This is a genomic window from Paraburkholderia sp. JPY419 (genome assembly GCF_050435705.1).
Classification (GTDB): domain Bacteria; phylum Pseudomonadota; class Gammaproteobacteria; order Burkholderiales; family Burkholderiaceae; genus Paraburkholderia; species Paraburkholderia youngii.
This window is the reverse complement of sequence record NZ_JBNDKV010000004.1, coordinates 1,833,476-1,858,705: the sequence shown is the minus strand read 5'-3', so window position 1 is coordinate 1,858,705 and position 25,230 is coordinate 1,833,476. Positions and strand designations below refer to the sequence as shown.

General features: G+C 60.1%; 18 protein-coding genes, 2 tRNA genes and 3 rRNA genes. 19 read left to right on the top strand and 4 right to left on the bottom strand.

What is annotated here, in order from left to right:
- Positions 1-3 precede the first annotated feature (3 nt).
- Positions 4-1,518, bottom strand: a complete 1,515-nt coding sequence (locus QFZ91_RS37010) for an ATPase domain-containing protein (RefSeq protein WP_429570304.1) — start codon at positions 1,516-1,518, stop codon at positions 4-6.
- Between the two features lie 196 nt (positions 1,519-1,714).
- Here QFZ91_RS37010 and QFZ91_RS37005 point away from each other — a divergent pair, with 196 nt between their 5' ends.
- Positions 1,715-2,155, top strand: coding sequence for a hypothetical protein (locus QFZ91_RS37005; protein ID WP_429570303.1), 441 nt, complete (start codon positions 1,715-1,717; stop codon positions 2,153-2,155).
- Between the two features lie 13 nt (positions 2,156-2,168).
- On the opposite strand, the gene QFZ91_RS37000 is transcribed toward QFZ91_RS37005, so the two are convergent.
- Positions 2,169-2,789, bottom strand: coding sequence for a histidine phosphatase family protein (locus QFZ91_RS37000; protein WP_429570302.1), 621 nt, complete (start codon positions 2,787-2,789; stop codon positions 2,169-2,171).
- A gap of 273 nt (positions 2,790-3,062) precedes the next feature.
- Here QFZ91_RS37000 and QFZ91_RS36995 point away from each other — a divergent pair, with 273 nt between their 5' ends.
- The 8 genes from QFZ91_RS36995 (at position 3,063) to QFZ91_RS36960 (ending at position 10,790) form a co-directional block, all read left to right on the top strand.
- Positions 3,063-3,284: a CbtB domain-containing protein gene (locus tag QFZ91_RS36995; protein ID WP_176378948.1), complete on the top strand. Its 222-nt coding sequence runs from the start codon at positions 3,063-3,065 to the stop codon at positions 3,282-3,284.
- An 11-nt stretch (positions 3,285-3,295) separates the two neighbouring features.
- Entirely contained in the window at positions 3,296-4,036 is a 741-nt protein-coding gene (locus tag QFZ91_RS36990) for a CbtA family protein (RefSeq protein ID WP_429570301.1), read from the top strand.
- Between the two features lie 599 nt (positions 4,037-4,635).
- Positions 4,636-6,168 (top strand): 16S ribosomal RNA (locus QFZ91_RS36985).
- A 78-nt stretch (positions 6,169-6,246) separates the two neighbouring features.
- Positions 6,247-6,323, top strand: a tRNA-Ile gene (locus QFZ91_RS36980).
- Positions 6,324-6,370: 47 nt separating this feature from the next.
- Positions 6,371-6,446: transfer RNA gene (locus tag QFZ91_RS36975), tRNA-Ala, on the top strand.
- A gap of 307 nt (positions 6,447-6,753) precedes the next feature.
- Positions 6,754-9,635: ribosomal RNA gene (locus tag QFZ91_RS36970) — 23S ribosomal RNA — on the top strand.
- A 202-nt stretch (positions 9,636-9,837) separates the two neighbouring features.
- Positions 9,838-9,951: ribosomal RNA gene (gene rrf / locus QFZ91_RS36965) — 5S ribosomal RNA — on the top strand.
- Together the 16S, 23S and 5S rRNA genes with 2 tRNA genes alongside form the textbook arrangement of a ribosomal RNA operon.
- Positions 9,952-10,247: 296 nt before the next feature.
- Entirely contained in the window at positions 10,248-10,790 is a 543-nt protein-coding gene (locus tag QFZ91_RS36960; protein ID WP_429570955.1) for a CorA family divalent cation transporter, read from the top strand.
- Positions 10,791-10,923: 133 nt separating this feature from the next.
- On the opposite strand, the gene hmpA is transcribed toward QFZ91_RS36960, so the two are convergent.
- Positions 10,924-12,105, bottom strand: a complete 1,182-nt coding sequence (hmpA, locus tag QFZ91_RS36955) for an NO-inducible flavohemoprotein (RefSeq protein WP_429570300.1) — start codon at positions 12,103-12,105, stop codon at positions 10,924-10,926.
- A 138-nt stretch (positions 12,106-12,243) separates the two neighbouring features.
- Between hmpA and norR the strand changes: the two genes are divergently transcribed.
- The 10 genes from norR to QFZ91_RS36905 all read left to right on the top strand — a co-directional run bounded on the left by norR (position 12,244) and on the right by QFZ91_RS36905 (position 23,763).
- Positions 12,244-13,839: a nitric oxide reductase transcriptional regulator NorR gene (gene norR, locus QFZ91_RS36950; protein WP_429570299.1), complete on the top strand. Its 1,596-nt coding sequence runs from the start codon at positions 12,244-12,246 to the stop codon at positions 13,837-13,839.
- 223 nt (positions 13,840-14,062) lie between these two features.
- A complete protein-coding gene (locus tag QFZ91_RS36945) occupies positions 14,063-14,905 on the top strand; it encodes an FAS1-like dehydratase domain-containing protein (RefSeq protein ID WP_429570298.1) in 843 nt (280 codons plus the stop codon).
- A gap of 18 nt (positions 14,906-14,923) precedes the next feature.
- Positions 14,924-16,087: an acyl-CoA dehydrogenase family protein gene (locus QFZ91_RS36940; protein WP_429570297.1), complete on the top strand. Its 1,164-nt coding sequence runs from the start codon at positions 14,924-14,926 to the stop codon at positions 16,085-16,087.
- Between the two features lie 16 nt (positions 16,088-16,103).
- Positions 16,104-17,282: a CaiB/BaiF CoA transferase family protein gene (locus QFZ91_RS36935; RefSeq protein WP_429570296.1), complete on the top strand. Its 1,179-nt coding sequence runs from the start codon at positions 16,104-16,106 to the stop codon at positions 17,280-17,282.
- Between the two features lie 108 nt (positions 17,283-17,390).
- Complete coding sequence (locus QFZ91_RS36930) at positions 17,391-18,779, top strand: MmgE/PrpD family protein (RefSeq protein ID WP_429570295.1); 1,389 nt, start codon at positions 17,391-17,393, stop codon at positions 18,777-18,779.
- Positions 18,776-19,594: an HpcH/HpaI aldolase/citrate lyase family protein gene (locus QFZ91_RS36925; protein WP_429570294.1), complete on the top strand. Its 819-nt coding sequence runs from the start codon at positions 18,776-18,778 to the stop codon at positions 19,592-19,594. Before QFZ91_RS36930 ends, QFZ91_RS36925 begins: the two co-directional genes overlap by 4 nt.
- 220 nt (positions 19,595-19,814) lie before the next feature.
- Positions 19,815-21,227 (top strand): glycoside hydrolase family 43 protein, encoded by a 1,413-nt coding sequence (locus QFZ91_RS36920; protein ID WP_429570293.1) that lies wholly within the window; start codon positions 19,815-19,817, stop codon positions 21,225-21,227.
- Positions 21,176-21,433 (top strand): hypothetical protein, encoded by a 258-nt coding sequence (locus tag QFZ91_RS36915; RefSeq protein ID WP_429570954.1) that lies wholly within the window; start codon positions 21,176-21,178, stop codon positions 21,431-21,433. The genes QFZ91_RS36920 and QFZ91_RS36915 overlap by 52 nt, the downstream gene beginning before the upstream one ends.
- A 48-nt stretch (positions 21,434-21,481) precedes the next feature.
- Positions 21,482-22,780 (top strand): MFS transporter, encoded by a 1,299-nt coding sequence (locus tag QFZ91_RS36910; protein ID WP_429570292.1) that lies wholly within the window; start codon positions 21,482-21,484, stop codon positions 22,778-22,780.
- 65 nt (positions 22,781-22,845) lie between these two features.
- A complete protein-coding gene (locus tag QFZ91_RS36905; protein WP_429570953.1) occupies positions 22,846-23,763 on the top strand; it encodes a LysR family transcriptional regulator in 918 nt (305 codons plus the stop codon).
- Between the two features lie 25 nt (positions 23,764-23,788).
- On the opposite strand, the gene QFZ91_RS36900 is transcribed toward QFZ91_RS36905, so the two are convergent.
- Positions 23,789-25,075: a sensor domain-containing diguanylate cyclase gene (locus QFZ91_RS36900; protein ID WP_429570291.1), complete on the bottom strand. Its 1,287-nt coding sequence runs from the start codon at positions 25,073-25,075 to the stop codon at positions 23,789-23,791.
- Positions 25,076-25,230 lie beyond the last annotated feature (155 nt).

Genomic DNA, 25,230 nt, shown 5'->3' with positions numbered 1-25,230 from the left:
CGCTTACTGTCCCGACGTGTCGATCAGATTCGCCGCACCGAGCATCGCGGTGCTGCCGCGATACGAGGGCAGGCCCGACAGCACGCCCTCGAAGTCACGCAGCGCTTCGCCGACCTCGACGCCTTTGGTGCCGAGTCGGAACTGGCGGATCGTGCGTTCATGATCGTTCGCGCGGCTCTTGACGGCGGTTACCGCGGTCAGCACTTCGCCGTGATGCTCGAAGTAGCGGAACAGCACGACCACGTCGCTCAGATAACTGATGTCGACCTCGGTCTGCACCTCGCCGATGATGCCGTGCTGCCCGAGCACGAGCATCGTGACCACGCCCTGCTGATTCAGATAGCCGAGCAGCTCGTGCATGTGCAGCAGCAGGAAGCGCTCGCCGGGCATCGCCTGCAGATAGGCGTTCAGGCTGTCGACCGCGACGTAGCGCACACCTTCGTTTTCGACCGCGTTGCGCACGTCGCTCGACAGCTCGCCCGGCGAAATTTCCGCGGGATCGATCTGGCGCAGCGTCAGCAGGCCGCTGTCGACGTGCGGTGCGAGATCCATGCCGAGCGACGCGCAGCGCGTGACCAGGGTGCTGAGCGTTTCATCGAACACGTAGTACGCGCAGCGGTCGCCGCGTTCGAGCGCGGCAAGCAGGCACGACACGACGGTGGTGGTTTTGCCGACCCCCGACGGGCCGATGATCAGCGAATTGGTGCCGGGAACGAGGCCGCCGCCGAGCAGCGCGTCGAGGCCGGACGTGCCGGTGCTCATCGGGCTCGTGCCGAATTCGCGGTGATGCTCGGCGGCGACGAGGCGCGGATAGACGCGCAGACCGCCGGTGTTCAGCGTGAAGTCGTGATAGCCCTCGCGGAACTTGATGCCGCGCATCTTCGCGATGCGCAGACGCCGGCGGTTGCCGCCGTAATCGTGGGCAATGTTGTCGAGGCTGATCACGCCGTGCACGATGCTGTGAAGCTGAATGCCGGAGGCGCTGCCCGACGTGTCGTCGAGCAGCAGCACCGTGCATGCGCGCGTCGAGAAATGGTGCTTGAGCGCGAGAATCTGCCGACGGTAGCGCAACGGGTTCTCCGCCAGCAGACGCAGTTCTGACAGGCTGTCGAGCACGACGCGCGCGGGTTTCAGTTCGTCGACGTGTTCGATCACGTTGCGCACGCTTTCGCCGAGTTCGACTTCGGCCGGGTGCAGCACGCTCTGTTCGTATTGCGGTTCGAGCCCTTCTTCGGGCAGCTGTTCGAGTATCTTGAAGCGGCTCAGATCCCAGCCGTGGCTCGCGCCGATCGCGAGCAGTTCAGCACGGGTTTCGGACAGCGTGACGTAAAGACCGGTCTGCCCTTCGTCGAGGCCCTTGAGTAAGAATTGCAATGCTAGGGTCGTTTTGCCCGTGCCTGGCGCACCCTCCACGAGGTACATGCGGTTTGGCGTAAGACCACCGCCGAGGATGTCGTCAATTCCTGCGATGCCCGACGATAAGCGGGCGGGGGTGGGGGCGGCGGTGGTAGTCGACATGATGGTTGCAATGACGTCGGCACTGGCTTTGATCGGAAGCGGCGTGATGTTGCGGCCGGTATGGCGCCACGCAATTTGTGTGCCGTCCTGCGCCGCCTGCGTGCTGGGGGTTCGCGCGCATGGGCATGAAGCGTGCTATTGAGGGTGGCTCGCTGCGGGCTTTTTTCAGCAGCCCTCTGGAAGCTTCACGCGCAACATGAAAACCTATCGACTCTCCGCTATCACGCTTACCGCGGCATCGCTCGTTGCGCTGCTGCCGGTCGGCGCATCCGCCGACGACAGCCCCAGACCTTGCGGCGCGCTCAAACGGATCGTCGCCGCGGCGCCGGACGGCTTCACCTCGCTGACGCCCGACGACGGCAAAGGCGTCGCGCAACCCTATGGCGACGACGCGCAATGTTCAGCCGCGCATCGTAGTTTCCGGTGCACTTGGACACCGCATCAGGCGGCCGGCTCGAACGGGGATGCGTTGGAAGCGGTCGCGGCCGACATCGCGTCGTGCCTGCCCGATGCAACGCACGATAAGAATTCGCCGGGACGTCAGCACTTTTATCTCGGCGCGAAGGATCGACGCACCGAAATCACGCTGACTCCCGAGGGGGCGAACCGCTTGCGGCTCGTGGTATCGGGCAGGTAAGCGGCGGTTCCGTTCAGGCGGTGGCGGCCGGCCACCATGACCAGCCGCGTCGCGAGTGGCGCAAATCGACGACCGACAGCGGCGTGATCTCGATGCGACAGAACACGGTTGGCGATGCGCCGAGGGCATGCACGATTGCCGCTCGCAGAAGCGTTGCGTGGGTGATCGCGACGATGGTTCGACCGTGTGCAGAGGCCGCGAAGCCTGCTTCGTTGACCGCGTTGCATGAGCGTACGTCTGCCTGTTGCGCGTCGAGCCACTCTCCGACCCGCCGCACGACTCGATCGAACGATTCACCCCCGGGCGGTGCTGCGTCGGGCTCGCGCGTCCAGGCGGCGAGTTCGCGGGGGGCTTCGTCGGCAATGTCCGCGAGGCGCTCGCCGCGCCATTTGCCATAGTCGATATCCGCCAATGCGTCGGCAGGCGTGGCGCTCAGACCGAGCGCGGCGACCGTTTCGCGGGCGCTGGCGGCGGGGCTGGTGAATACGGTGGCGTCGGCGGGAAGCGCGAGACGGGCGCGCGCCGCTTCGGCTTCGGCGCGGCCGCGCGCGTCGAGCGGATCGTCGGCGGGGAAGCGGCCCGCGCGCTGCGCGGCCGTTGCCGCATGGCTCACCAGTAATAGTCGCGTATCCATTCTTTGCGTTAGCGGCTCATTCGCACTTGCCTGCGTGGCTTGACGGGCTCGCGGCGTGCGTTGCGCGTTGCGGCGTAGCCCTCGCCGTCGCGGAAGCCGCAGTTTAGCGCGTAGAATACCGACACTGCGAAGCACGGAAGCCGGTGAGAGCCCGGCGCGGTCGCGCCACTGTAATCGGCCTTGCAATCCACAAGAGCCGAAAGCCAGACCTGAGCTTCGCACCATTCCTCTGCAATCGACTATCGGGGCGCGTTACCCCAGGAGATGTCCATCATGACCAAAGCTGTTTTCGATCGCGCCGCGCAACCGGCGGTCCAGCCCACTCCCATTCCCTTGCGTGAACTGCTGCCGTGGGTCGTGTTCGGCGGCTTGCTGCTGTTGTTCGCGCTTTACTTCGTTGGTGCGGAACAGGGTGCGACGTCGCTCGTGCCTGGCATGTACGTGCATGAGTTCGTGCACGACGGCCGCCATCTGCTTGGCTTTCCCTGCCACTAACGGAGTTCAACATGGTAGGTAAATTGTTGGTGCGCGGGATGCTCGCGGGCATCGTCGCGGGCTTGCTCACGTTCGCGTTCGCGCGAATCGTCGGTGAACCACAGGTCGATCAGGCGATTTCATTCGAAGAGAAAGCGGCCGCCGCGCGCGGCGAGGCGCCCGAGCCCGAAATCGTGAGCCGTGAGACGCAGGCTGGCCTCGGCCTGCTGACTGGCGTGGTCACGTATGGCGCGGCATTCGGCGGTCTGTTCTCGCTGGTGTTTGCTTATGCGTATGGACGCGCGGGTTCGTTCAGCGTGCGCGCGCTGTCCGCGTGGCTCGCGCTTGGCGCGTTCATCACCATCGTGGTCGTGCCGAATATCAAGTATCCGGCCAATCCGCCGTCGGTCGGTGATCCGGACACGATCGGCGCGCGCACGGGCCTGTTCTTTCTGATGATCGCGATTTCGCTCGCGACGATGGTGTTTTCGCTGAAGGTGCGGCGCCGCGCGGCGGCGAAGCTGGGTGCATGGAACGGCTCGATCGTCGCGGGGCTGGTATTCGTCGTGATCATCGCGGCCGTACAACTGTCGATGCCGGTCATCAATGAAGTGCCGGCCACGTTCCCGGCCGTGCTGCTGTGGAAGTTCCGCGTCGCGGCGATCGGCATGCAGGTGGTCATGTGGACGACGATCGGGCTGTTGTTCGGCGCGATGGTCGAGCGCAGTGCTTTTATGCGTACGAATGCGCGGGTGACGATGAAGTCCGCCTGAATAGGACGGTGACGCGTGGCCGCGCAAGCGGCGACGCTTCGCGCGCAACGCGCGAGAATGGTTTTGGATCAAGTACTTGGCGCGGTTGTGGAGCGGTTATCCACAGCCTTGCGAACATTTTCTGTGGAAAAGCTGCTTAACGGCTTTTCGCAACTCCACTCGACGCGGCGCCTAGGGGAATCCAATTGGACGCCTAACTAATTCATGTTGTACGCGGCGCTGCTCAATTTTTAAGCTCTTCAACTTTTTAAAATAATTTGTGAGAAGGGTATTGACGCGGCGCGGACCGCTCTCCATAATCTCGTTTCTCTGCTGCAGACGCAGCGACGCAAACGAAGCAGTGCCGGGTGGTGGTAGTTCAGGCGCTGCGGGTTGGGCGGATCGATCTTTAAAAACTAACAGCCGATAAGTGTGGGCGCTTGATGCGGAATGCGGCGGCGGGTTCGTATGAATCTGCTGCAAGGCAAAAGTATCAGAAGCCTCACACAGTATTAGAGGAAGGTTTATCTGTCGAAAGACGGATGGATCATCGTCAGTACGTTGAGTGAGCGACCGGTTCGTCAGCAGGAAACTGCGGAACCGAAAACAGTAACAGGTTTGAACTGAAGAGTTTGATCCTGGCTCAGATTGAACGCTGGCGGCATGCCTTACACATGCAAGTCGAACGGCAGCACGGACTTCGGTCTGGTGGCGAGTGGCGAACGGGTGAGTAATACATCGGAACGTGTCCTGGAGTGGGGGATAGCCCGGCGAAAGCCGGATTAATACCGCATACGCTCTGTGGAGGAAAGCGGGGGATCTTTCGGGACCTCGCGCTCAAGGGGCGGCCGATGGCAGATTAGGTAGTTGGTGGGGTAAAGGCCTACCAAGCCGACGATCTGTAGCTGGTCTGAGAGGACGACCAGCCACACTGGGACTGAGACACGGCCCAGACTCCTACGGGAGGCAGCAGTGGGGAATTTTGGACAATGGGCGCAAGCCTGATCCAGCAATGCCGCGTGTGTGAAGAAGGCCTTCGGGTTGTAAAGCACTTTTGTCCGGAAAGAAAACCTCGTGGCTAATATCCGTGAGGGATGACGGTACCGGAAGAATAAGCACCGGCTAACTACGTGCCAGCAGCCGCGGTAATACGTAGGGTGCGAGCGTTAATCGGAATTACTGGGCGTAAAGCGTGCGCAGGCGGTGCTGTAAGACCGATGTGAAATCCCCGGGCTTAACCTGGGAACTGCATTGGTGACTGCAGCGCTGGAGTATGGCAGAGGGGGGTGGAATTCCACGTGTAGCAGTGAAATGCGTAGAGATGTGGAGGAACACCGATGGCGAAGGCAGCCCCCTGGGCCAATACTGACGCTCATGCACGAAAGCGTGGGGAGCAAACAGGATTAGATACCCTGGTAGTCCACGCCCTAAACGATGTCAACTGGTTGTCGGGCCTTCATTGGCTTGGTAACGTAGCTAACGCGTGAAGTTGACCGCCTGGGGAGTACGGTCGCAAGATTAAAACTCAAAGGAATTGACGGGGACCCGCACAAGCGGTGGATGATGTGGATTAATTCGATGCAACGCGAAAAACCTTACCTACCCTTGACATGGATGGAATCCTGGTGAGAGCCGGGAGTGCCCGAAAGGGAGCCATCACACAGGTGCTGCATGGCTGTCGTCAGCTCGTGTCGTGAGATGTTGGGTTAAGTCCCGCAACGAGCGCAACCCTTGTCCCTAGTTGCTACGCAAGAGCACTCCAGGGAGACTGCCGGTGACAAACCGGAGGAAGGTGGGGATGACGTCAAGTCCTCATGGCCCTTATGGGTAGGGCTTCACACGTCATACAATGGTCGGAACAGAGGGTTGCCAAGCCGCGAGGTGGAGCCAATCCCAGAAAACCGATCGTAGTCCGGATCGCACTCTGCAACTCGAGTGCGTGAAGCTGGAATCGCTAGTAATCGCGGATCAGCATGCCGCGGTGAATACGTTCCCGGGTCTTGTACACACCGCCCGTCACACCATGGGAGTGGGTTTTACCAGAAGTGGCTAGTCTAACCGCAAGGAGGACGGTCACCACGGTAGGATTCATGACTGGGGTGAAGTCGTAACAAGGTAGCCGTATCGGAAGGTGCGGCTGGATCACCTCCTTTCCAGAGCTATGCATTCAGTGCATTCAAGTGCTCACGCTTATCGGCTGTGGTTTAGAGAAGCAACGCAGACAGACTCAGGGGTCTGTAGCTCAGTCGGTTAGAGCACCGTCTTGATAAGGCGGGGGTCGATGGTTCGAATCCATCCAGACCCACCATCTTTGTCTGTGGTGCTGACTGGGACACCCTTGAGTCGGGTATGACCGGGGGATTAGCTCAGCTGGGAGAGCACCTGCTTTGCAAGCAGGGGGTCGTCGGTTCGATCCCGTCATCCTCCACCAATCCTCAATGCGCAGGGTTCTGCCTGAAGGCAGAGCGTTGCGCATTGGCGATTGAGCCAGTCAGAGCGGTACACGACTCAATCGTGATATCGGCTGTCGTTCTTTAACAATCAGGAAGAAGTAGTAAAGAGATTCACGAAAGCGTACCTGGAGATGGGTATGCGAGTAGGTGAATCAGGGTTGTGATTGTATCGATGTATTTTAAGGGAATCGAGAGATTGCCTTTGGAATACGGCGCAACACGAATACTCAACCTGTAGCGGCATGTGATCTGCGGTGAGCAATCATTGAGACACACCCGTTATAGGGTCAAGCGAACAAGTGCATGTGGTGGATGCCTTGGCGATCACAGGCGATGAAGGACGCGGTAGCCTGCGAAAAGCTCCGGGGAGCTGGCAAACGAGCTTTGATCCGGAGATGTCCGAATGGGGAAACCCACTCCTAATGGAGTATCCGTAGCTGAATCCATAGGCTACGTGAAGCGAACGCGGTGAACTGAAACATCTAAGTAACCGCAGGAAAAGAAATCAACCGAGATTCCCAAAGTAGTGGCGAGCGAAATGGGATGAGCCTGTACTCTTTATTCTCATTGTTAGTCGAACGCTCTGGAAAGTGCGGCCATAGCAGGTGATAGCCCTGTAGACGAAAACAGCGGGAAAGAACTGGGTGTACGAGAAGTAGGGCGGGACACGTGAAATCCTGTCTGAAGATGGGGGGACCATCCTCCAAGGCTAAATACTCGTGATCGACCGATAGTGAACCAGTACCGTGAGGGAAAGGCGAAAAGAACCCCGGGAGGGGAGTGAAACAGATCCTGAAACCGCATGCATACAAACAGTCGGAGCCTCTGCGAAGGGGTGACGGCGTACCTTTTGTATAATGGGTCAGCGACTTACATTCAGTGGCGAGCTTAACCGATTAGGGCAGGCGTAGCGAAAGCGAGTCCGAACAGGGCGTCCAGTCGCTGGGTGTAGACCCGAAACCAGGTGATCTATCCATGGCCAGGTTGAAGGCACGGTAACACGTGCTGGAGGACCGAACCCACTAACGTTGAAAAGTTAGGGGATGAGCTGTGGATAGGGGTGAAAGGCTAAACAAACCTGGAAATAGCTGGTTCTCTCCGAAAACTATTTAGGTAGTGCCTCGTGTATCACCTTCGGGGGTAGAGCACTGTCATGGTTGTGGGGTCCATTGCGGATTACTACGCCATAGCAAACTCCGAATACCGAAGAGTGCAATCACGGGAGACAGACATCGGGTGCTAACGTCCGGTGTCAAGAGGGAAACAACCCAGACCGCCAGCTAAGGTCCCCAAATATGGCTAAGTGGGAAACGAAGTGGGAAGGCTAAAACAGTCAGGAGGTTGGCTTAGAAGCAGCCACCCTTTAAAGAAAGCGTAATAGCTCACTGATCGAGTCGTCCTGCGCGGAAGATGTAACGGGGCTAAGCCATATACCGAAGCTGCGGATGCACATTTATGTGCATGGTAGGAGAGCGTTCCGTAAGCCTGCGAAGGTGCACTGGAAAGTGTGCTGGAGGTATCGGAAGTGCGAATGCTGACATGAGTAGCGATAAAGGGGGTGAAAGGCCCCCTCGCCGTAAGCCCAAGGTTTCCTACGCAACGTTCATCGGCGTAGGGTGAGTCGGCCCCTAAGGCGAGGCAGAAATGCGTAGCTGATGGGAAGCAGATTAATATTTCTGCACCATTGTGAAATGCGATGGGGGGACGGATCGCGGAAGGTTGTCCGGGTGTTGGAAGTCCCGGTCGCTGCATTGGAGAGGGTGCCCTGGCAAATCCGGGCACAGGACTCAAGGGTGTGGCGCGAGCTTCTTCGGAAGCGAAGCAACTGGAAGGGGTTCCAGGAAAAGCCTCTAAGCTTCAGTTTCACAGTGACCGTACCGCAAACCGACACAGGTGGGCGAGATGAGTATTCTAAGGCGCTTGAGAGAACTCGGGAGAAGGAACTCGGCAAATTGGTACCGTAACTTCGGGATAAGGTACGCCCTGGTAGCTTGACTGGCCTGCGCCAGGAGGGTGAAGGGGTTGCAATAAACTGGTGGCTGCGACTGTTTAATAAAAACACAGCACTCTGCAAACACGAAAGTGGACGTATAGGGTGTGACGCCTGCCCGGTGCCGGAAGATTAAATGATGGGGTGCAAGCTCCTGATTGAAGTCCCGGTAAACGGCGGCCGTAACTATAACGGTCCTAAGGTAGCGAAATTCCTTGTCGGGTAAGTTCCGACCTGCACGAATGGCGTAACGATGGCCACACTGTCTCCTCCCGAGACTCAGCGAAGTTGAAGTGTTTGTGATGATGCAATCTCCCCGCGGCTAGACGGAAAGACCCCATGAACCTTTACTGTAGCTTTGCATTGGACTTTGAACCGGTCTGTGTAGGATAGGTGGGAGGCTGTGAAGCGTGAACGCCAGTTTGCGTGGAGCCGTCCTTGAAATACCACCCTGATCTGTTTGAGGTTCTAACCTTGGTCCGTGATCCGGATCGGGGACAGTGCATGGTAGGCAGTTTGACTGGGGCGGTCTCCTCCCAAAGTGTAACGGAGGAGTACGAAGGTACGCTAGGTACGGTCGGAAATCGTGCTGATAGTGCAATGGCATAAGCGTGCTTGACTGTGAGACTGACAAGTCGAACAGGTGCGAAAGCAGGTCATAGTGATCCGGTGGTTCTGTATGGAAGGGCCATCGCTCAACGGATAAAAGGTACTCTGGGGATAACAGGCTGATACCGCCCAAGAGTTCATATCGACGGCGGTGTTTGGCACCTCGATGTCGGCTCATCTCATCCTGGGGCTGTAGCCGGTCCCAAGGGTATGGCTGTTCGCCATTTAAAGAGGTACGTGAGCTGGGTTTAAAACGTCGTGAGACAGTTTGGTCCCTATCTGCCGTGGGCGCTGGATATTTGAAGGGGGCTGCTCCTAGTACGAGAGGACCGGAGTGGACGAACCTCTGGTGTACCGGTTGTCACGCCAGTGGCATCGCCGGGTAGCTATGTTCGGAAGAGATAACCGCTGAAAGCATCTAAGCGGGAAACTCGCCTTAAGATGAGATATCCCCGGGGCTTCGAGCCCCTTGAAGGGTCGTTCAAGACCAGGACGTTGATAGGTCAGGTGTGCACGTACAGTAATGTACTGAGCTAACTGATACTAATTGCCCGTAAGGCTTGATCCTATAACAGGTGTGTCTCGACAACCGTTAGCGCTTTAGCGCTTACGGGTGTCCGATCCCCGAAGGGGATGAAGACATGCAGTTTGAGATCGGTGTTGTGCCAGAAACAACACAACCCCAAAAACACGAATCCTTTACGCTTCTTCCCGATTGGCTGTGGCGCCGGGTTGACCCCAACCCGACAGCGACGCAGCAACCCGTCATGCCTGATGACCATAGCGAGTCGGTCCCACCCCTTCCCATCCCGAACAGGACCGTGAAACGACTCCACGCCGATGATAGTGCGGATTGCCCGTGTGAAAGTAGGTAATCGTCAGGCTCCCCCAAAAGCCAGAAACCCCACCGCCCAGCGGTGGGGTTTTTGCGTTTACGCGGCCGTCATCGGCAGAGATGACGTTTCTGTGACAGTCCAGCCGCCGCAATTCGACAATACGACGCCGGAAAGTGCGCGCGTCAACTCTCTTTCAATCGTTCGCGCTATGCTCACCTATTCCTTTCGGAAGCGCTCGCATTGAACGCCCTATGAAATCAGATCTGGCATTGCAAACCTACGGCGCGGATTCGCCGGGCATGGTCTGCGGTTTCCGGTTCTTGCCGACGCTTGCCTGACGGCCGATCGACGCGGACGAAGTCGTCGATTGGTTCCGCGCGAGTGAGGACGATGCCGACGCTACCGCAAAGGACGGTGGCGAGTTTCTGTGGCTTCACTTCAATCTCGCGCATAGCGCGAGCGAGCGCTGGATGCGCACGCAACTCGATCTGCCCGAAGCGTTTTTCGACGCCTTGCGCGCAATTTTCCGCTTGCTGGCGAGGCCGCCTCGCTGGCTTCATGTGGAAGACGTGCAGGATCTGCGTGAATCGACGGAGGAGTTCTCGGTCGTGCTTTCCGACGTGGCCGGATTGATCGAGCGGGTTAGATTGCTGCAGGAAGAAATCGCCTCGCGTCTCGAGGAGCAGAACAACCGCACGCTATTCACGCTGACGCTCGTCACGGTGCTGGCGATGCCAATCAATATCATTGCCGGTTTCTTCGGCATGAATGTCGGTGGCATTCCGCTCGTCGAGAACAAGCATGGATTTTGGGTGATGGTGTTGCTGGTCGCCGGCTCTACCGGGCTGACAGGCTGGTGGGCATTCAGCCGCAGAAGGGAGCGCTAGAACGCACAGCAGACTCGGCCCGCTTCTTACGAGGCCAAACCCACCGGCGTGATTGAAACCACAAGATGCCCGTCTTTGAATACGCTTCGCAACGATCCAAAGAGGGCAAGTACTCGTCGATTACTCGAGTGCGTTATTCGAGCGCGGCAGCCGGCCCAAAGAACTCATAACGGCTCTGCGATTCCGGCACGCCGATCGCCTTCAGGCCTTTCTTGATCGCCTTCATGAACGCGATGGGCCCGAGGAAATACACGTCGACGTCACGCGTTTCCGGCAACCACTTCTTCAGATTCGCTTCGTCGACGTAACCGACTGCGTGCGCGTCGGCATCGCCGTCACGGCGCTGCTCGTAGCAATAGAAGCGCTTCAGTTGCGGATGGCGCGCGGCCAATGCATCGATCGCGCCGCGGAACGCATGCACGCCACCATGACGGGCCGCGTGAATGAAATGCACTGGACGATTGGTCTTCAGCGCGGCTTGCAGCATCGCCATCGTCGGCGTGATACCGACGCCGCCGCTGATCAGCACCAACGGCTTGTCGCCAGGTTGCAGCGTAAATTCGCCGGCCGGCGGGAACAGATCGAGCGTGTCGTTTTCGTTGATCTGTTCGTGCAGATACTTCGATACCGTGCCATTCGGTTCACGCTTCACGCTGATGCGATATTCGTGGCCATCGCTCAATGCGGACAGCGAATAGTTGCGGCGCACTTCTTCGCCGTCGATCACCAGACGCACGCCAATGTACTGACCCGGCTGAAACGCGAGCAATTCTCCGCCGTCGTCGGGACGCAGATAGAACGACGTGATCTCGTCGCTTTCACGCACTTTGCGCGCGACGCGGAACAGTCGCGTGCCGCGCCAGCCGCCGGGCGCTGCTGCGCTTTCGGCGTAGATCTTCTCTTCGAGTCCGATCAACAAATCGGCGAGTTGCTGATACGCGGCGGCCCACGCTTCGATCACGGCGTCGGTTGCGACGTCCGCGCCGAGTACTTCACGAATCGCGCGAAGCAGGCACTTGCCGACGATCGGATAGTGCTCAGGCTGCACGTTCAACGACACGTGCTTGTTGATGACCTGCGCGACGAGCCCGCCCAGTTGCTCGAGCTGATCGATATGGCGCGCGTACATCAGCACGCCGTTGGCCAACGCGCGCGGTTGCATGCCGCTCGCCTGATTGGCTTGATTGAACATCGGGCGCACTTCCGGATGTTCGCTGAGCATCAGATTGTAGAAGTGCGTGGTGAGCGCCTCGCCGCCGCTTTCCAGCAGCGGCACGGTTGCTTTGATAATGGCGCGGTGTTCGGCGGATAGCATATTTTCAAGTCCTGATGAGAGTCTGTGTGAGCGTCTGTCTATCAGCGAGTGTCACAGCCGGTTTCGGCAGACTGCCTTCACTATCCACGAATCGTGCCAGGTATAAAATGCATTTAGATCAACGATCTGGCAAATAAGATGGTCCATTCGACCCTAGTCGAAAAGACTCGACCCGCAGTCGATCTGACTACCGAGGCGGTCCTCGACGTTCTTACCCCGCTGATTCTCGACCTGTCGCGCGAGCTGTCCGAGCGCGAGCGTTATCGGCGGCTGCTCAGCGCGCTGCGCTCGCTGTTTCCTGGCGACGCGGCGGCATTGCTGCGGCTGGAAGGCGATACGCTGGTGCCGCTCGCGATCGACGGCTTGAGCAGCGATACGCTCGGGCGGCGTTTTCGCGTCGCCGAGCATCCGCGCTTTCAGGAGCTGCTGGCCCAGCCAGGGCCGACGCGCTTCGCCGCCGACTCCGACCTGCCCGATCCCTACGATGGCCTCGTGCAAGGCATGGCAGCCGGGCATCTCGAAGTGCACGACTGTCTGGGGTGTCCGCTGTTCATCCGCGGCGAGCCTTGGGGGTTGCTCACGCTCGACGCACTCGACCCGGCGCGCTTCAACACGCTCGACATGGCTTCGCTGCAAGCATTTCTCGGCCTCGCGGCCGCGACCGTCAGCGTCGTCGAACGCATCGACGCGTTGGCGCGCAATGGCGAAGAGGCGCAGCGTCGCGCGGAAGCTTACCGGCTGGCGAGCAGCGGGAGCCGGCGCGAGCTGATCGGCAGCAGCGATGCGCATCGCCGGATGGTGAAGGAGATCGAGGTGGTGGCCGCCAGCGATCTGACCGTGCTCGTCACCGGCGAGACCGGCGTCGGCAAGGAGTTGGTCGCGAACGCGATCCACGCGCTGTCGCCGCGCGCGAACAAGCCGCTGATCAGCCTGAACTGTGCGGCATTGCCCGATACGCTCGTCGAGAGCGAGCTGTTCGGGCACGTGCGCGGCGCGTTTTCGGGAGCGTCTGCGGACCGGCGCGGCAAGTTCGAACTCGCCGACGGCGGCACCATTTTCCTCGACGAGGTCGGTGAGTTGCCGCTCGCGATGCAGGCGAAGCTGTTGCGCGTGCTGCAGAACGGCCAGTTGCAGCGCATCGGCTCGGATCACGAACACAGAGTCGACGTGCGGCTGATCGCCGCAACCAATCGCGATCTCGCCGAAGAAGTGCGCGCGGGCCGCTTTCGCGCCGACCTCTATCATCGCCTCAGCGTGTATCCGCTGCGCGTGCCGCCGTTGCGCGAGCGTGGCCGCGACGTGCTACTGCTGGCGGGCTTCTTCCTCGAAGACAATCGCTCGCGGCTCGGTTTGTTGAGTCTGCGTCTCGCGGCCGACGCGCAGGCCGCGTTGTTGCACTACTCATGGCCCGGCAATGTGCGCGAACTCGAGCATCTGATCGGACGCAGTGCGCTGAAGGCGTTGGCGGCCAGTCGTGAGCGCCGCCGTATTCTGACGTTGACGGCCGCGGACTTCGCGTTGTCCGACGCACAGAATCAGGAAGCCAATCAAACAGCCACGCAGAGCGAGGAAAGCGAGACGAAAGACTTTCGCAGCGCGGTCACCGAGTTCGAACGCAATCTCGTTCTCGAAGCGCTGATCCGCAATAGGCAAAACTGGGCGGCGGTCGCGCGCGAGCTAGGGCTGGACCGGGCGAATTTGAATCGGCTGGCCAAACGACTCGGGCTCAAATAAGCGAGCAGATAAAGGAGCATCGTTGCAGCTCGGCAAAGCATTAAGGTCGGGGCGCGTCGAATCACTGGTCTCGCCGAAAACAGATTGTCAGCGCCGCGCGCTGGGCCTAACGTCTTAACCAAAGCCAAAGGCCCGCTTCGGAAAATCGAACTTCGCGGCACACAGCGCGTCGGTCATAGTGGGCCCTAACGAGGACCAACACACTAAACCAGGAGACTCCGCCATGTCCGCTGCCCCACAGAAGCTCGACGATTGGCTCAACAAGCAGGCGGTGGCCGAAGACGACATCAGCGCGTTTCCGTTAGCGGCGCTCGCCGCCACGCTCGATCGCGAGGAAAGCGGCGACACCGTGCCGCCGTTGTGGCACTGGCTGTACTTTCTGCCGGTCGCGCCGCTATCCGAAGTCGGTCCCGATGGACATCCGAAGCGTGGCGGTTTTCTGCCACCCGTGCCATTGCCGCGCCGCATGTGGGCGGGTGGCCGACTCACGTTTCATGCGCCGCTGAAGATCGGTGAGCATGCGCGGCGCACGTCGACGATCGCCAGTATCGAGGACAAGACCGGCCGCTCGGGCCGCCTCGTGTTCGTCACCGTGCAACATACGATCGAAGTCGATGGCGAGTTAAAGCTCGAAGAGGAGCACGACATCGTCTATCGCGACGCGCCGCAGGAGGGAGCGCGGCCGCAACAGCCGGCGCCCGCACCCGAAGGCGAAACGTGGCGCCGCACGATCGACGCCGATGCCGTGATGCTGTTCCGCTACTCGGCGCTGACTTTCAACGGCCATCGCATTCACTACGACCATCCCTATGTCACGCAAGTCGAAGGCTATCCGGGCCTCGTCGTGCATGGCCCGCTGATCGCGACGCTGCTCGTCGATCTCGTGCGCCGCGAACTGCCGCAAGCGACGCTGCAAAGCTTCGCGTTTCGCGCGCTTCGCCCCACGTTCGCGGATCAGCCGTTCACGGTATGCGGCAAGCCCGCCGCCGACGGCAAGACCATCGACCTGTGGGCGAAGGACCACAAAGGTTATCTGACCATGCGCGCGACCGCCGCGCTCGCCTGAATTCCACGGGACTCGACTATGCAAACCACGCAACACGATTCGTTCCAGGACATTCGAGAGGCCGTGCGCGATCTGTGTCAGCAGTTTTCCGGCGAGTACTTTCGCAAGATCGACGAGGCGCGCGGCTATCCGGAAGAGTTCGTCGACGCGCTGACGAAGGCCGGGTGGCTCGCCGCGCTGATTCCGCAGGACTTCGGCGGCTCGGGGCTCGGGCTCACGGAAGCGTCGGTGATCATGGAAGAGATCAATCGCGCGGGCGGCAACTCGGGCGCGTGCCACGGGCAGATGTACAACATGGGTACGCTGTTGCGGCACGGTTCGGAAGAACAGAAGCGCAAGTATTTGCCGAAGATCGCGAACGGCGACTTGCGTCTGCAATCGATGGGCGTGACCGAGCCGAGCACCGGCACCGATACGACGAAGATCAAGACCACCGCCGAACGGCGCGGTGACCGTTACGTGATCAACGGTCAGAAGGTGTGGATCTCGCGCGTGCAGCACTCGGACCTTATGATCCTGCTCGCGCGCACCACACCGCTCGCGGACGTGAAGAAGAAATCGGAGGGCATGTCGATCTTCATCGTCGATCTGCGCGAATCGATCGGTCATGGCCTGACCGTGCAGCCCATTTTGAACATGGTCAATCACGAGACCAACGAACTCTTTTTCGACAACCTCGAAATCCCGGCCGAGAATCTGATCGGCGAGGAAGGGCAAGGCTTCAAATACATTCTCGATGGCCTCAACGCGGAGCGCACGCTGATCGCCGCGGAGTGCATCGGCGACGGTTACTGGTTCGTCGACAAAGTCACCGAGTACGCGAAGGAGCGCGTCGTGTTCGGCAGGCCGATAGGACAGAACCAGGGCGTGCAGTTTCCGATCGCGCGTTCGTTCATCAACGTCGAGGCAGCGAGCCTGATGCGCTTCGAAGCGGCACGTCGTTTCGACGCGCATCAACCGTGCGGCGCGCAAGCGAACATGGCGAAGCTGCTCGCTGCGGACGCGTCGTGGGAAGCGGCCAATGCGTGCCTGCAATTTCACGGCGGTTTCGGCTTCGCGTGCGAATACGACGTCGAGCGCAAGTTTCGCGAAACGCGTCTGTATCAGGTCGCACCGATCTCGACAAATCTGATTCTCTCGTACGTGGCCGAGCATATCCTCGGGCTGCCGCGTTCCTTCTGACCCGCTGGCGGACATCATGAGACCACTCGACGGTATCAAGGTCATCACGCTCGAACACGCGATCGCCGCGCCGTTCTGCACGCGTCAACTGGCCGATCTCGGCGCGCGCGTGATCAAGATAGAACGGCCCGGCGTCGGCGATTTCGCGCGCGGCTATGACGAACGCGTGCATGGGCTGTCGTCGCACTTCGTGTGGACCAATCGCTCGAAAGAAAGTCTTTCGCTCGACCTGAAGCAGCCCGCGGCGGCGGAGATTCTCGATGCATTGGTTGCCGATGCCGACGTGCTCGTGCAGAACCTCGCACCGGGTGCGGCCGAACGGCTCGGCCTCGGCTACGACACGCTGAGCCAGAAGTATTCGAAGCTGATCGTCTGCGGTATTTCCGGCTACGGCGCGGACGGTCCGTATCGCGACAAGAAGGCGTACGACCTGCTGATTCAAAGCGAGTCCGGCTTTTTGTCGATCACCGGCTCTCCTGGCGCGCCAGCGAAGGCGGGCTGCTCGATCGCGGATATCGCGGCGGGCATGTACGCTTATTCGAACATCCTGAGCGCGCTGTTGCAGCGGGGACGCACGGGGCGCGGTTGCCGTATCGACGTGTCGATGCTCGAGAGCATGGTCGAGTGGATGGGTTATCCGCTCTACTACGCGATCGACGGTCAGTCGCAGCCCGCGCTCGCGGGCGCCGCGCATGCAACGATCTATCCTTATGGTCCGTTTCCCGCTGGCGACGGCAAGACGGTCATGCTCGGCCTGCAGAACGAACGCGAATGGAAGCTGTTCTGCGAGCGCATGCTCGAACAGCCTGAGCTAACAACGGACGAACGCTTCGCATCGAACTCGAAACGCACCGCGGCGCGCGATGCATTGCGCGAGGTGATCGTCGCGGCGTTCGCGAAGCTGAGTGCCGCGCAGGTGATCGAGCGACTCGATCAGGCAGGAATAGCGAACGCGCAGATGAATACGCTCGCGGACGTGTGGGCGCATCCGCAACTGAAGGCACGCGAGCGCTGGCAGGAAGTCGGCACGGCAGCGGGCACGATACCGGCATTGCGGCCTCCGGGTTTGCCTTCCGACATCGAGCCTCGGATGGACCCTGTACCTACGCTTGGTCAACATACCGAGTCAATTCTGCGCGAGCTTGGTTACGACAATGCGCGCATCGACGCGCTGCGCGCGGCCGGCACGATCTGATTCAGTAAGCCTGTTTCGGTTCGCGCCCGCATGCATGTGATGCGGGATGACGAGCCGGTATTCCGAAAGAACCCGATGCAACCTGGCATCACACGGCGCACGACACTCATGAACGACCATCCCAGTCTCACGCTCGCCACTTTCGCTGCGCAACTCGACTTCGACAGTATCCCGAACGAGGTCGTCGAGCGGACCGTCAACCTGTACGTCGATTGGCTCGGCTCGGCGCTTGCAGGCAAAGGCGCACGCCCCGTCGAGACGATCGCCCGGTTTGCGCGCGCGGCGGCCGGTGCGACGAACGAGGGCCTCTGCGAGGTACTGATCGATCGCGGCCGCACGACACCGTATTTCGCCGCGATGATCAACGGCGCGGCATCGCATTTCGCCGAACAGGACGACGTGCACAATGGCTCGGTGTTTCATCCTGCGACCGTGGTGTTTCCGGTTGCGCTCGCGTTGGCACAGGCAAAGCGAGCGTCGGGGCGCGACTTCATCACGGCGGCCGTGGCGGGATACGAGGTCGGCATTCGCATCGGCGAATTTCTCGGGCGCTCGCACTACAAGGTGTTTCACACCACGGGCACGGTCGGTACGCTCGCAGGGGCGGCAACTGCAGGACGATTGCTGGGCTTGGCGTCGTCGCAGATGCTCGATGCGTTCGGCTCGGCGGGCACACAGGCTAGCGGCTTGTGGGAATTTCTGCGCGACGCCGCCGACTCGAAGCAACTTCACACCGCGATGGCCGCCGCGAACGGCCTGATGGCCGCGCAACTCGCCGCCGACGGCTTCAAGGGTGCGACGCACATTCTCGAAGGCGCGCAGGGCATGGCCGCGGGCATGTCGAGCGATGCCGATCCGGCTCGCCTCGTCGATCGCCTTGGCAGCCGCTGGGCGACCGCGGAGACGTCGTTCAAATATCACGCGGCGTGCCGTCATACGCATCCGGCCGCCGATGCGCTGCTCGCTGTGGTGCGGGCGCATCGTCTCGCGCCGCGCGACATCGCGAAGGTCGTCGCGCACGTGCATCAAGGCGCGATCGATGTGCTCGGTCCCGTGATTGCGCCGCGTAGGGTGCATCAGGCGAAGTTCAACATGGGTACGGTGCTCGGACTCGTCGCGCATCACGGCTATGCGGGCATGACCGAATTCGAGCAGGGTTTCGACGCGAGCGAAATCCTTGTGTTTCGCGACAAGGTCACGATGACGCTCGACGCTGAAGTCGACGCCGCCTATCCCGCGCGCTGGATAGGCAAGGTCACGGTGACCACGACCGACGGCCGTGTTTTCGATGGGCGTGTCGATGAGCCGAAGGGCGATCCAGGGAACACGTTGTCGCGCGACGAGATTGCGTTGAAGCTGCATCGGCTGGCGGCATTCTCGGGTGCGGCTAGTGAAGAGGAAGCGGCGCAATTGCTTCGCCGGGCGTGGGGTGTTGCCGAAGTGGCGCAGATTGGCCCGGTATTCGATGCAACTGCGCGCACGATGGTGGCGGCATGAGCGCGCTGCCCCGGTCATATCTGTTCGTGCCAGGGAATCGGCCTGAGCGGTTTGACAAGGCCTATGCGGCCGGCGCGGATGCGGTGATTCTCGATCTGGAAGACGCGGTGCAGCCGGATCAGAAAGTGCCGGCGCGCGCGGCGGTGGTGGCTGCGGTATCGGCTAACGCATCGCGGGCCGTGTGGGTGCGTATCAATGGCTCGGATACGCCTTGGTTTTCAGATGACGTTGCTGCGCTCGTTTGTCAGAGCGGCGTCGCCGGAATCGTGCTGCCGAAGGCTGAGACGCGCGAACAGATCTGCGCGGTGCTGGCGAACGCGCATCCGGCGTTAAGCGTACTGCCGATTGTCGAGACTGCGTGCGGGTTCGCGAATCTTGCGGAGTTATGCGGCGCGCCGCGCGTGCTGCGTCTCGTGTTCGGTACGCTGGATTTTCAGGTCGATCTCGGCATCGATGGGGATGGCGAGGAGTTGCATCTGTTTCGCTCGCAGATCGTGCTTGCGTCGAGGTTGGCCGGCATCGGTGCGCCGGTGGATGGCGTATCGACGGCCATTACCGATGCTGATGCGGTGCAAGCCGATGCACGGCGCGGGCGGCGGTTTGGTTTCGGCGGCAAGCTTTGCATTCATCCGAAGCAGATCGGGGCGGTGCACCGCGCATATGCGTGGAGTGACGCCGAGGTGGAGTGGGCGCGACGCGTGCTTGCGGCTGTCGAGGCGAGGCATGGCGGGGCGGCTGCCGTTGATGGAAGGATGGTCGACATGCCGGTGATCCTGCGGGCGCGGAGAGTTTTGGGCAACTCCGAGCGCTTCTGACAACGCCGTTTTCGTCGTGCCCTCATAGCAGGATTCCTACATCGCCTGCTGGTCATTCGGACGACGTACCAGTAAGCACCTCACCCAAGGGAATACCCTCCCATCATCGCACTTGAATAGTTAGCAGGTCACATGCTAGATTGAATTGTTATCGGTAACAATATTCGCCGAAAAGCAAAAAGATCTGTTCCTTTCAGCACGTCAGAAAAATACCTTCCCGATGAGTACTATTCAAAATCCAGTTCTGCGCGGCTTCAACCCGGACCCTTGTATATGCCGTGGCAAGGATGCGTGGTATATCGCGGTTTCAACGTTTGAATGGTATCCGGGCGTTCTCATTTACGAATCGAAAGACTTCGTCAACTGGGAACTCGAGGCCACGCCTCTGGACAGGTTGTCGCAATTGAACCTGATCGGAGAGCAGCCGTCCGGAGGCATTTGGGCGCCAGCCCTGTCCTATCACGACGGTCTTTACTGGCTCGTCTATACCGACACCAAGGCATGGAAAGGCGAGCAGAAGATTTCCCCGCTGCGCGACATGCACAACTACCTCGTGACCGCCCTGGACATTGCCGGACCCTGGTCGGAGCCCGTCCATCTCGTCTCCGGTGGATACGATCCATCCCTGTTCCACGACGAATCCGGCAGAAAGTGGCTCGCTTATATCCGGCGCGACTTCAGAGGAATCCACGAAGATCTTTTCGTCGGAATCGTTCTGCGGGAATACTCGGTGCAGGAGGAAAAGCTGATCGGTGAAGAGCGCGTCATTTACAAAGGCGCCAACCTGAAGACCGATTACTTCATGAAATGTCAGATATACGAGGCTCCCCATTTATTGAAGAGGGGGGACTGGTACTACCTGATCACGGCGGAGGGCGGCACAGGCTATACGCATGCAACGTGCGTATCCAGGTCCCGCGATATCTTCGGTCCATACGAGTTTCATCCTGACACGCCGATGCTCACGTCGCGCGACGCGAACGGACGGATCCAGCGGACCGGCCACGGCAATCTGGTCGAGGGTCCGAACGGCCGGTGGTACATGACGTACCTCGGATCGAGACCAATCGATGCGCAAACGAAGCGCTCGCCGCTAGGCCGCGAGACCTGCATCGCCCCGATCGAATGGCATGCCGACTGGCCCCACCTCGCCACTGGCGGAGTGGTCCCCGCCGAATCTTTTGCGATCGACTCCGATATCGAGCAAAGGCTCGACAGCAGTTGGGCGATCGATTTCGGACAATGCGGCGCGCTGCCGCTGGAACTGCAGAGTCTGCGCATTCCCATTAGCGACGACTGGTGCAATCTTCACGACCGTCCGGGCTATCTGCGGATAAGGGGACAAGAGTCACCAACCTCGCGGTTCCATCAAAGCATGCTGGCCTGTCGAATCCGTGACTGGCAGTTCGAGGTCGAAACGGCGCTGGAATTTTCGCCCAAGTCATATCTGCACATGGCTGGGCTCATGGCGCGTTACGACGAAAACACCTTTTACTACCTGTTCGTCACGCGCGACGACGACGGCACGAAAATCCTGTCCTACATGGAAATGGATGCGGGCAGCTTCCCTATAGCAATCGACTGGCGACGCTGCCCGAGTCCACCGCGATCGACCTGCGGATTCGCGTCGTAGACGCAAACCTGAGCTTCTTCTATCGCGTGGCACACGGTGACTGGAAGGACCTCGGACTGGCAAAGGATTTCACGAAACTCAGCGATGAATATGCCACCCCAATCGGCTTCACGGGGGCTTTCGCTGGTATCACCGCCAACGACATGCTGGGCTTTCGCGAACCTGCCGACTTCAAGTCGTTCTCATATCGCCAATTGACCGGCTAGAACTCGAATTTCGCTTCACCGCTGTCGCTTAATAATAAGGAAGACTTCATGCGCTTTCGTTGGAGACATCGCTATCTCGTGCTGCTGATTCTGTTCGCGATCTATCTGCTCTGTTACATGGACAGAATGATCATGGCGGCGGCTATTCCATTTATTGCGTCCGAGTTTCATCTGTCTGCGATGGAAATGGGAGGAATTCTCAGTGCGTTCTTCTTCAGCTACGCGCTATGTCAGATCCCGGCCGGCCTGCTGGCAGACAGATTCGGCCCGCGGCTGATGACGACGATCGGCATCACGTGGTGGACGATTTTCACCGCGCTTACCGGACTGTGCAATTCGCTCGGCTTGATGCTGGTGGTGCGTGTGGCATTCGGCGTCGGCGAAGCGCTCTTTCCTCCGGCCGCGTTCAAGGCGCTGTCGGCATGGTTCCCGAAGCGCGAATTGGGCCGGGCGACCGGGATGATGATGACCACGAATGCGCTGGGACCCGCTCTGGCTCCGCTGTTCGTGGCGGCCGTGATGGCCGCGTGGGGATGGCGCGCGATTTTCACGAGTCTGTTCATTCCCGGCATCGCGATGGCGATATTCGGCTGGGTCTATATCAGAAACAGCCCGAAGGACAGCAAACACGTTTCGAATATCGAACTAGAGGAAATCGGCACCAGCGAAAAGGCCCAGTCTGGCTCTGCCGGCAAAGCGGATTTTGCTGGACTGGTGAAAACGCCGCTGGTCTGGTGGTGCTTTGTCACCTTGTTCGTATTCAGCATCGCCTCGTGGGGAATCATGAGCTGGTTCCCGACGTACCTGCTGAAAGCGCGCGGCCTCTCGACGGCCAAGATGGGCATTATGGCGTCGGTGCCGTTTCTCGTCGGCACGATTGCCTATTGCATCACGGGCTTTCTCTCCGACAAGTTCTTCCGCAATCGTCGCGAATTGCTTGTCGTCCTCGGCTGCATCGTGGCCGCCATCTTTGCCTATCTGACGGCCCATGCGGAGACCGCGGAAACGGCGGTGTTCTATCAGACGATCGGCTATTTCTTCTCGACCATGGCCGGCTGTTCGTTGTACACGATCCCGAACGTCGCGCTGCCGAACAAGGTCGTCGGATCGGCAATCGGCTTTGTCAATGCAGCGGGTCAACTGGCCGGATTTCTTTCTCCGCTGATCGTCGGTTACATCCTGACCAGCACGAATAACGACTTCAATGTCGTGTTCCACCTTTTCGTCGGCTGCTTCTTGCTGGCTTCGGTTTCCGCATGGTTCATCAATACGAGGACGGATCGCAGCGACACCGTCACTCGGGCCGAAGGTGGAGAAGTGGCCGTGCGGAACCAGACAGCCGGATAAATCGCGCGACGGGGCTTGGGCCGGCGATAATGCCAGCTCAGTCACCTGCTTTGAATCGCGCGACCATGAAATCGAGGATCGAAAATTTTTCGAGCGGCATCAGCGTGTTTGCGGCGGTAGTCGACGCCGGTACGTTCGCGGCTGCGTCGGAAGTGATCGGAATGTCGCCGCCTGGTGTGAGCCGGGCGATTGCAAGGCTGGAAAAGAGATTGAAGATCCGGCTCTTCAATCGAACTACGCGGTCCGTGTCCCTGACGGACGAGGGCCGCCGTTTTTACGAGCAGGTCATGCCGCACCTCGCAGGGCTGGAGGAAGCCGCCGTGGCCGCGGCTGGCGGCGCATCGGCGGTGCGGGGAAAGCTGCGGATCAACCTCGATCCAGTGTGTTACCGGGCGATACTCGGGCAACGCCTAGACCATTTCATGGACGCGCATCCAGAGCTCGAAATCGAGTTCATCGCGCGCGACCATTTGGGCGATCTCGTTCTCGAGGGCTTTGATCTCGCGCTGCGGTTCGGCGAGCCGAGGACATCATCCCTCGTCGCACGCAAGCTGCTCGACACGGCCGTGGTCACGGTGGCCGCACCGTCGTACATCGCACGACGTGGGCGCCCGGCAAAGCCGGAAGATCTCGAAGGCCCAAGCCACCGTTGTCTGGAATTCCGCAATTCGGAGACAGGCAAGCCGTTCCCCTGGGAGTTCCATCGCAAACGCAAGAAAACTGTGATTGCACCGCGCGGGCGATTGACGGTGAACGATCCTGGCGCGCTGCTGAATGCGTGCCTCGCTGGCTCCGGGGTCGCGCAGATGCTTCTTTTCGGTGCCGAGCAACTGATTGCCGAAGGGCGGCTGATCAATCTCTTTCCCGACTGGCCTGACGAGCGCTATCCCCTGTACGCCTGCTACCCGTCACGCCATCACGTTCCGGCGAAGACGCGTGCCTTTCTGGAGTTCGTCGTCGAGTTGGCAAACGCTCACTCGTGAGCGGCCGTTACTCAAACGGCCTGCATTAACCAACCTCCACGCGGTTTCGCCCTCTGTCCTTGGCGCGATACAGCGCCAGGTCCGCGCGCTTGACGATGGCGTCGACGTCATCCTCACCAGGCTGGCGCTCGGTCACGCCGATGCTGACCGTAAATGGAATCGGCTTGCCGAGCCGCCACGGATGCTCGAAGTTCTGCTGCTCGATCGTCTGGCGCAAGTCTTCGGCCACGCTCGTCGCCTGTTCGATATCGAGGCCCGGCAGCGCGGCGACGAACTCCTCGCCGCCCCAGCGGGCAAACACGCCGATGCGCCAATCGGCGTTCATGACGACTTTGGCCATCACGCGCAGCACTTCGTCGCCAATGTCGTGTCCGTAACTGTCGTTGATCTTCTTGAAGTAATCGATATCGAGGAGAAAGATCGAAAGCTTGCTGTCCGACCCCAGCAGGTTCTCGACCGTGTCCGTGAATTCCCTTCGGTTGGGCAGGCCGGTCAGCTCGTCGGTCACGGCCTGCTTCTGCAGCAGATCCATCAATTGGACGCGATCGGCGATGTCGCGAATCACGGCGGTGAATTCGATCAGGCCGCCCACATTGATCTTCGAGATCGCGATTTCGACGGGCAGCAGCGAGCCGTCGCGATGCAGCCCATAGACGCGGTTGCGCTCGTCCATTTGCCGCGAGCGCACCGGCGAGCGGGCGAACTGATGGACGTACTGGGAGTGATTGGCGCGATAGCGCTCGGGCAGCAGTTCCGTGATGGGGTGCCCCACCATCTCCTCGACCGAATAGCCGAAAAGGTTTTCCGCAGCGCGATTGAAGAGAGTGATGCAGTGCTGCTGGTCGATCGTAATGATCGCGTCATAGGCGGCATCCACCACCGAGCGGAAACGCGACGTGCTGACTTCCAGCTCGTGCATCAACTCCATCTTTGCGGTGATCTCGAGACCCGTCACCATGATTTCGATCACCGAGTTCGCGCCTCTGTTGTGCCGCAGCGGCTTCAACGACAGGCGCCACCAGTGGGTTCCGTCTCTCAGGTCATAAGCCTGCTCGAGTTCGCGGGCGACGCCGGATTCAAAGCATTCGCTGAGCTTCTGACGGAATTCGGTTCGTGCATAATTGGGAATCAGCGTGTCGAATGACGCCGGGAACGATTTGATGCTGTTGCGCTTGCCGCCCGTCATTTGCATGAAATGGTCGTTGCAGGCGGAAACCAACAGCTGCCCCCTCTCATCGCGCGCGACGATCGCGACGCTTGCGGCGATTTCGTCGACGATCGTCCGCATCGTGCAGGACCAGTCATCAACCATTCTGCCTCCGAGAATCTACCTGAACGCCCCCGTGCGTTCTCCTGAACAGCACGCACGTCTACATTCAAATCATCCGGTGCGACCGGCTCCGAAGCTCGATATCGGGCCGCTTTGAAATGGGCATGGCCGGCCAACATGCGGGGGGAGTACATCGA

Bases quoted from the DNA above. Each gene is read 5' to 3' on its own strand.
- QFZ91_RS36900 (WP_429570291.1), bottom strand. From the start codon at position 25,075: ATGGTTGATGACTGGTCCTGCACGATGCGGACGATCGTCGACGAAATC.
- QFZ91_RS36930 (WP_429570295.1), top strand. From the start codon at position 17,391: ATGAACGACCATCCCAGTCTCACGCTCGCCACTTTCGCTGCGCAACTC.
- QFZ91_RS36920 (WP_429570293.1), top strand. From the start codon at position 19,815: ATGAGTACTATTCAAAATCCAGTTCTGCGCGGCTTCAACCCGGACCCT.
- QFZ91_RS36945 (WP_429570298.1), top strand. From the start codon at position 14,063: ATGTCCGCTGCCCCACAGAAGCTCGACGATTGGCTCAACAAGCAGGCG.
- QFZ91_RS36925 (WP_429570294.1), top strand. From the start codon at position 18,776: ATGAGCGCGCTGCCCCGGTCATATCTGTTCGTGCCAGGGAATCGGCCT.
- QFZ91_RS37010 (WP_429570304.1), bottom strand. From the start codon at position 1,518: ATGTCGACTACCACCGCCGCCCCCACCCCCGCCCGCTTATCGTCGGGC.
- QFZ91_RS36995 (WP_176378948.1), top strand. From the start codon at position 3,063: ATGACCAAAGCTGTTTTCGATCGCGCCGCGCAACCGGCGGTCCAGCCC.
- QFZ91_RS37005 (WP_429570303.1), top strand. From the start codon at position 1,715: ATGAAAACCTATCGACTCTCCGCTATCACGCTTACCGCGGCATCGCTC.
- QFZ91_RS36940 (WP_429570297.1), top strand. From the start codon at position 14,924: ATGCAAACCACGCAACACGATTCGTTCCAGGACATTCGAGAGGCCGTG.
- QFZ91_RS36935 (WP_429570296.1), top strand. From the start codon at position 16,104: ATGAGACCACTCGACGGTATCAAGGTCATCACGCTCGAACACGCGATC.
- QFZ91_RS37000 (WP_429570302.1), bottom strand. From the start codon at position 2,789: ATGGATACGCGACTATTACTGGTGAGCCATGCGGCAACGGCCGCGCAG.
- norR (WP_429570299.1), top strand. From the start codon at position 12,244: ATGGTCCATTCGACCCTAGTCGAAAAGACTCGACCCGCAGTCGATCTG.
- QFZ91_RS36905 (WP_429570953.1), top strand. From the start codon at position 22,846: ATGAAATCGAGGATCGAAAATTTTTCGAGCGGCATCAGCGTGTTTGCG.
- hmpA (WP_429570300.1), bottom strand. From the start codon at position 12,105: ATGCTATCCGCCGAACACCGCGCCATTATCAAAGCAACCGTGCCGCTG.
- QFZ91_RS36990 (WP_429570301.1), top strand. From the start codon at position 3,296: ATGGTAGGTAAATTGTTGGTGCGCGGGATGCTCGCGGGCATCGTCGCG.
- QFZ91_RS36910 (WP_429570292.1), top strand. From the start codon at position 21,482: ATGCGCTTTCGTTGGAGACATCGCTATCTCGTGCTGCTGATTCTGTTC.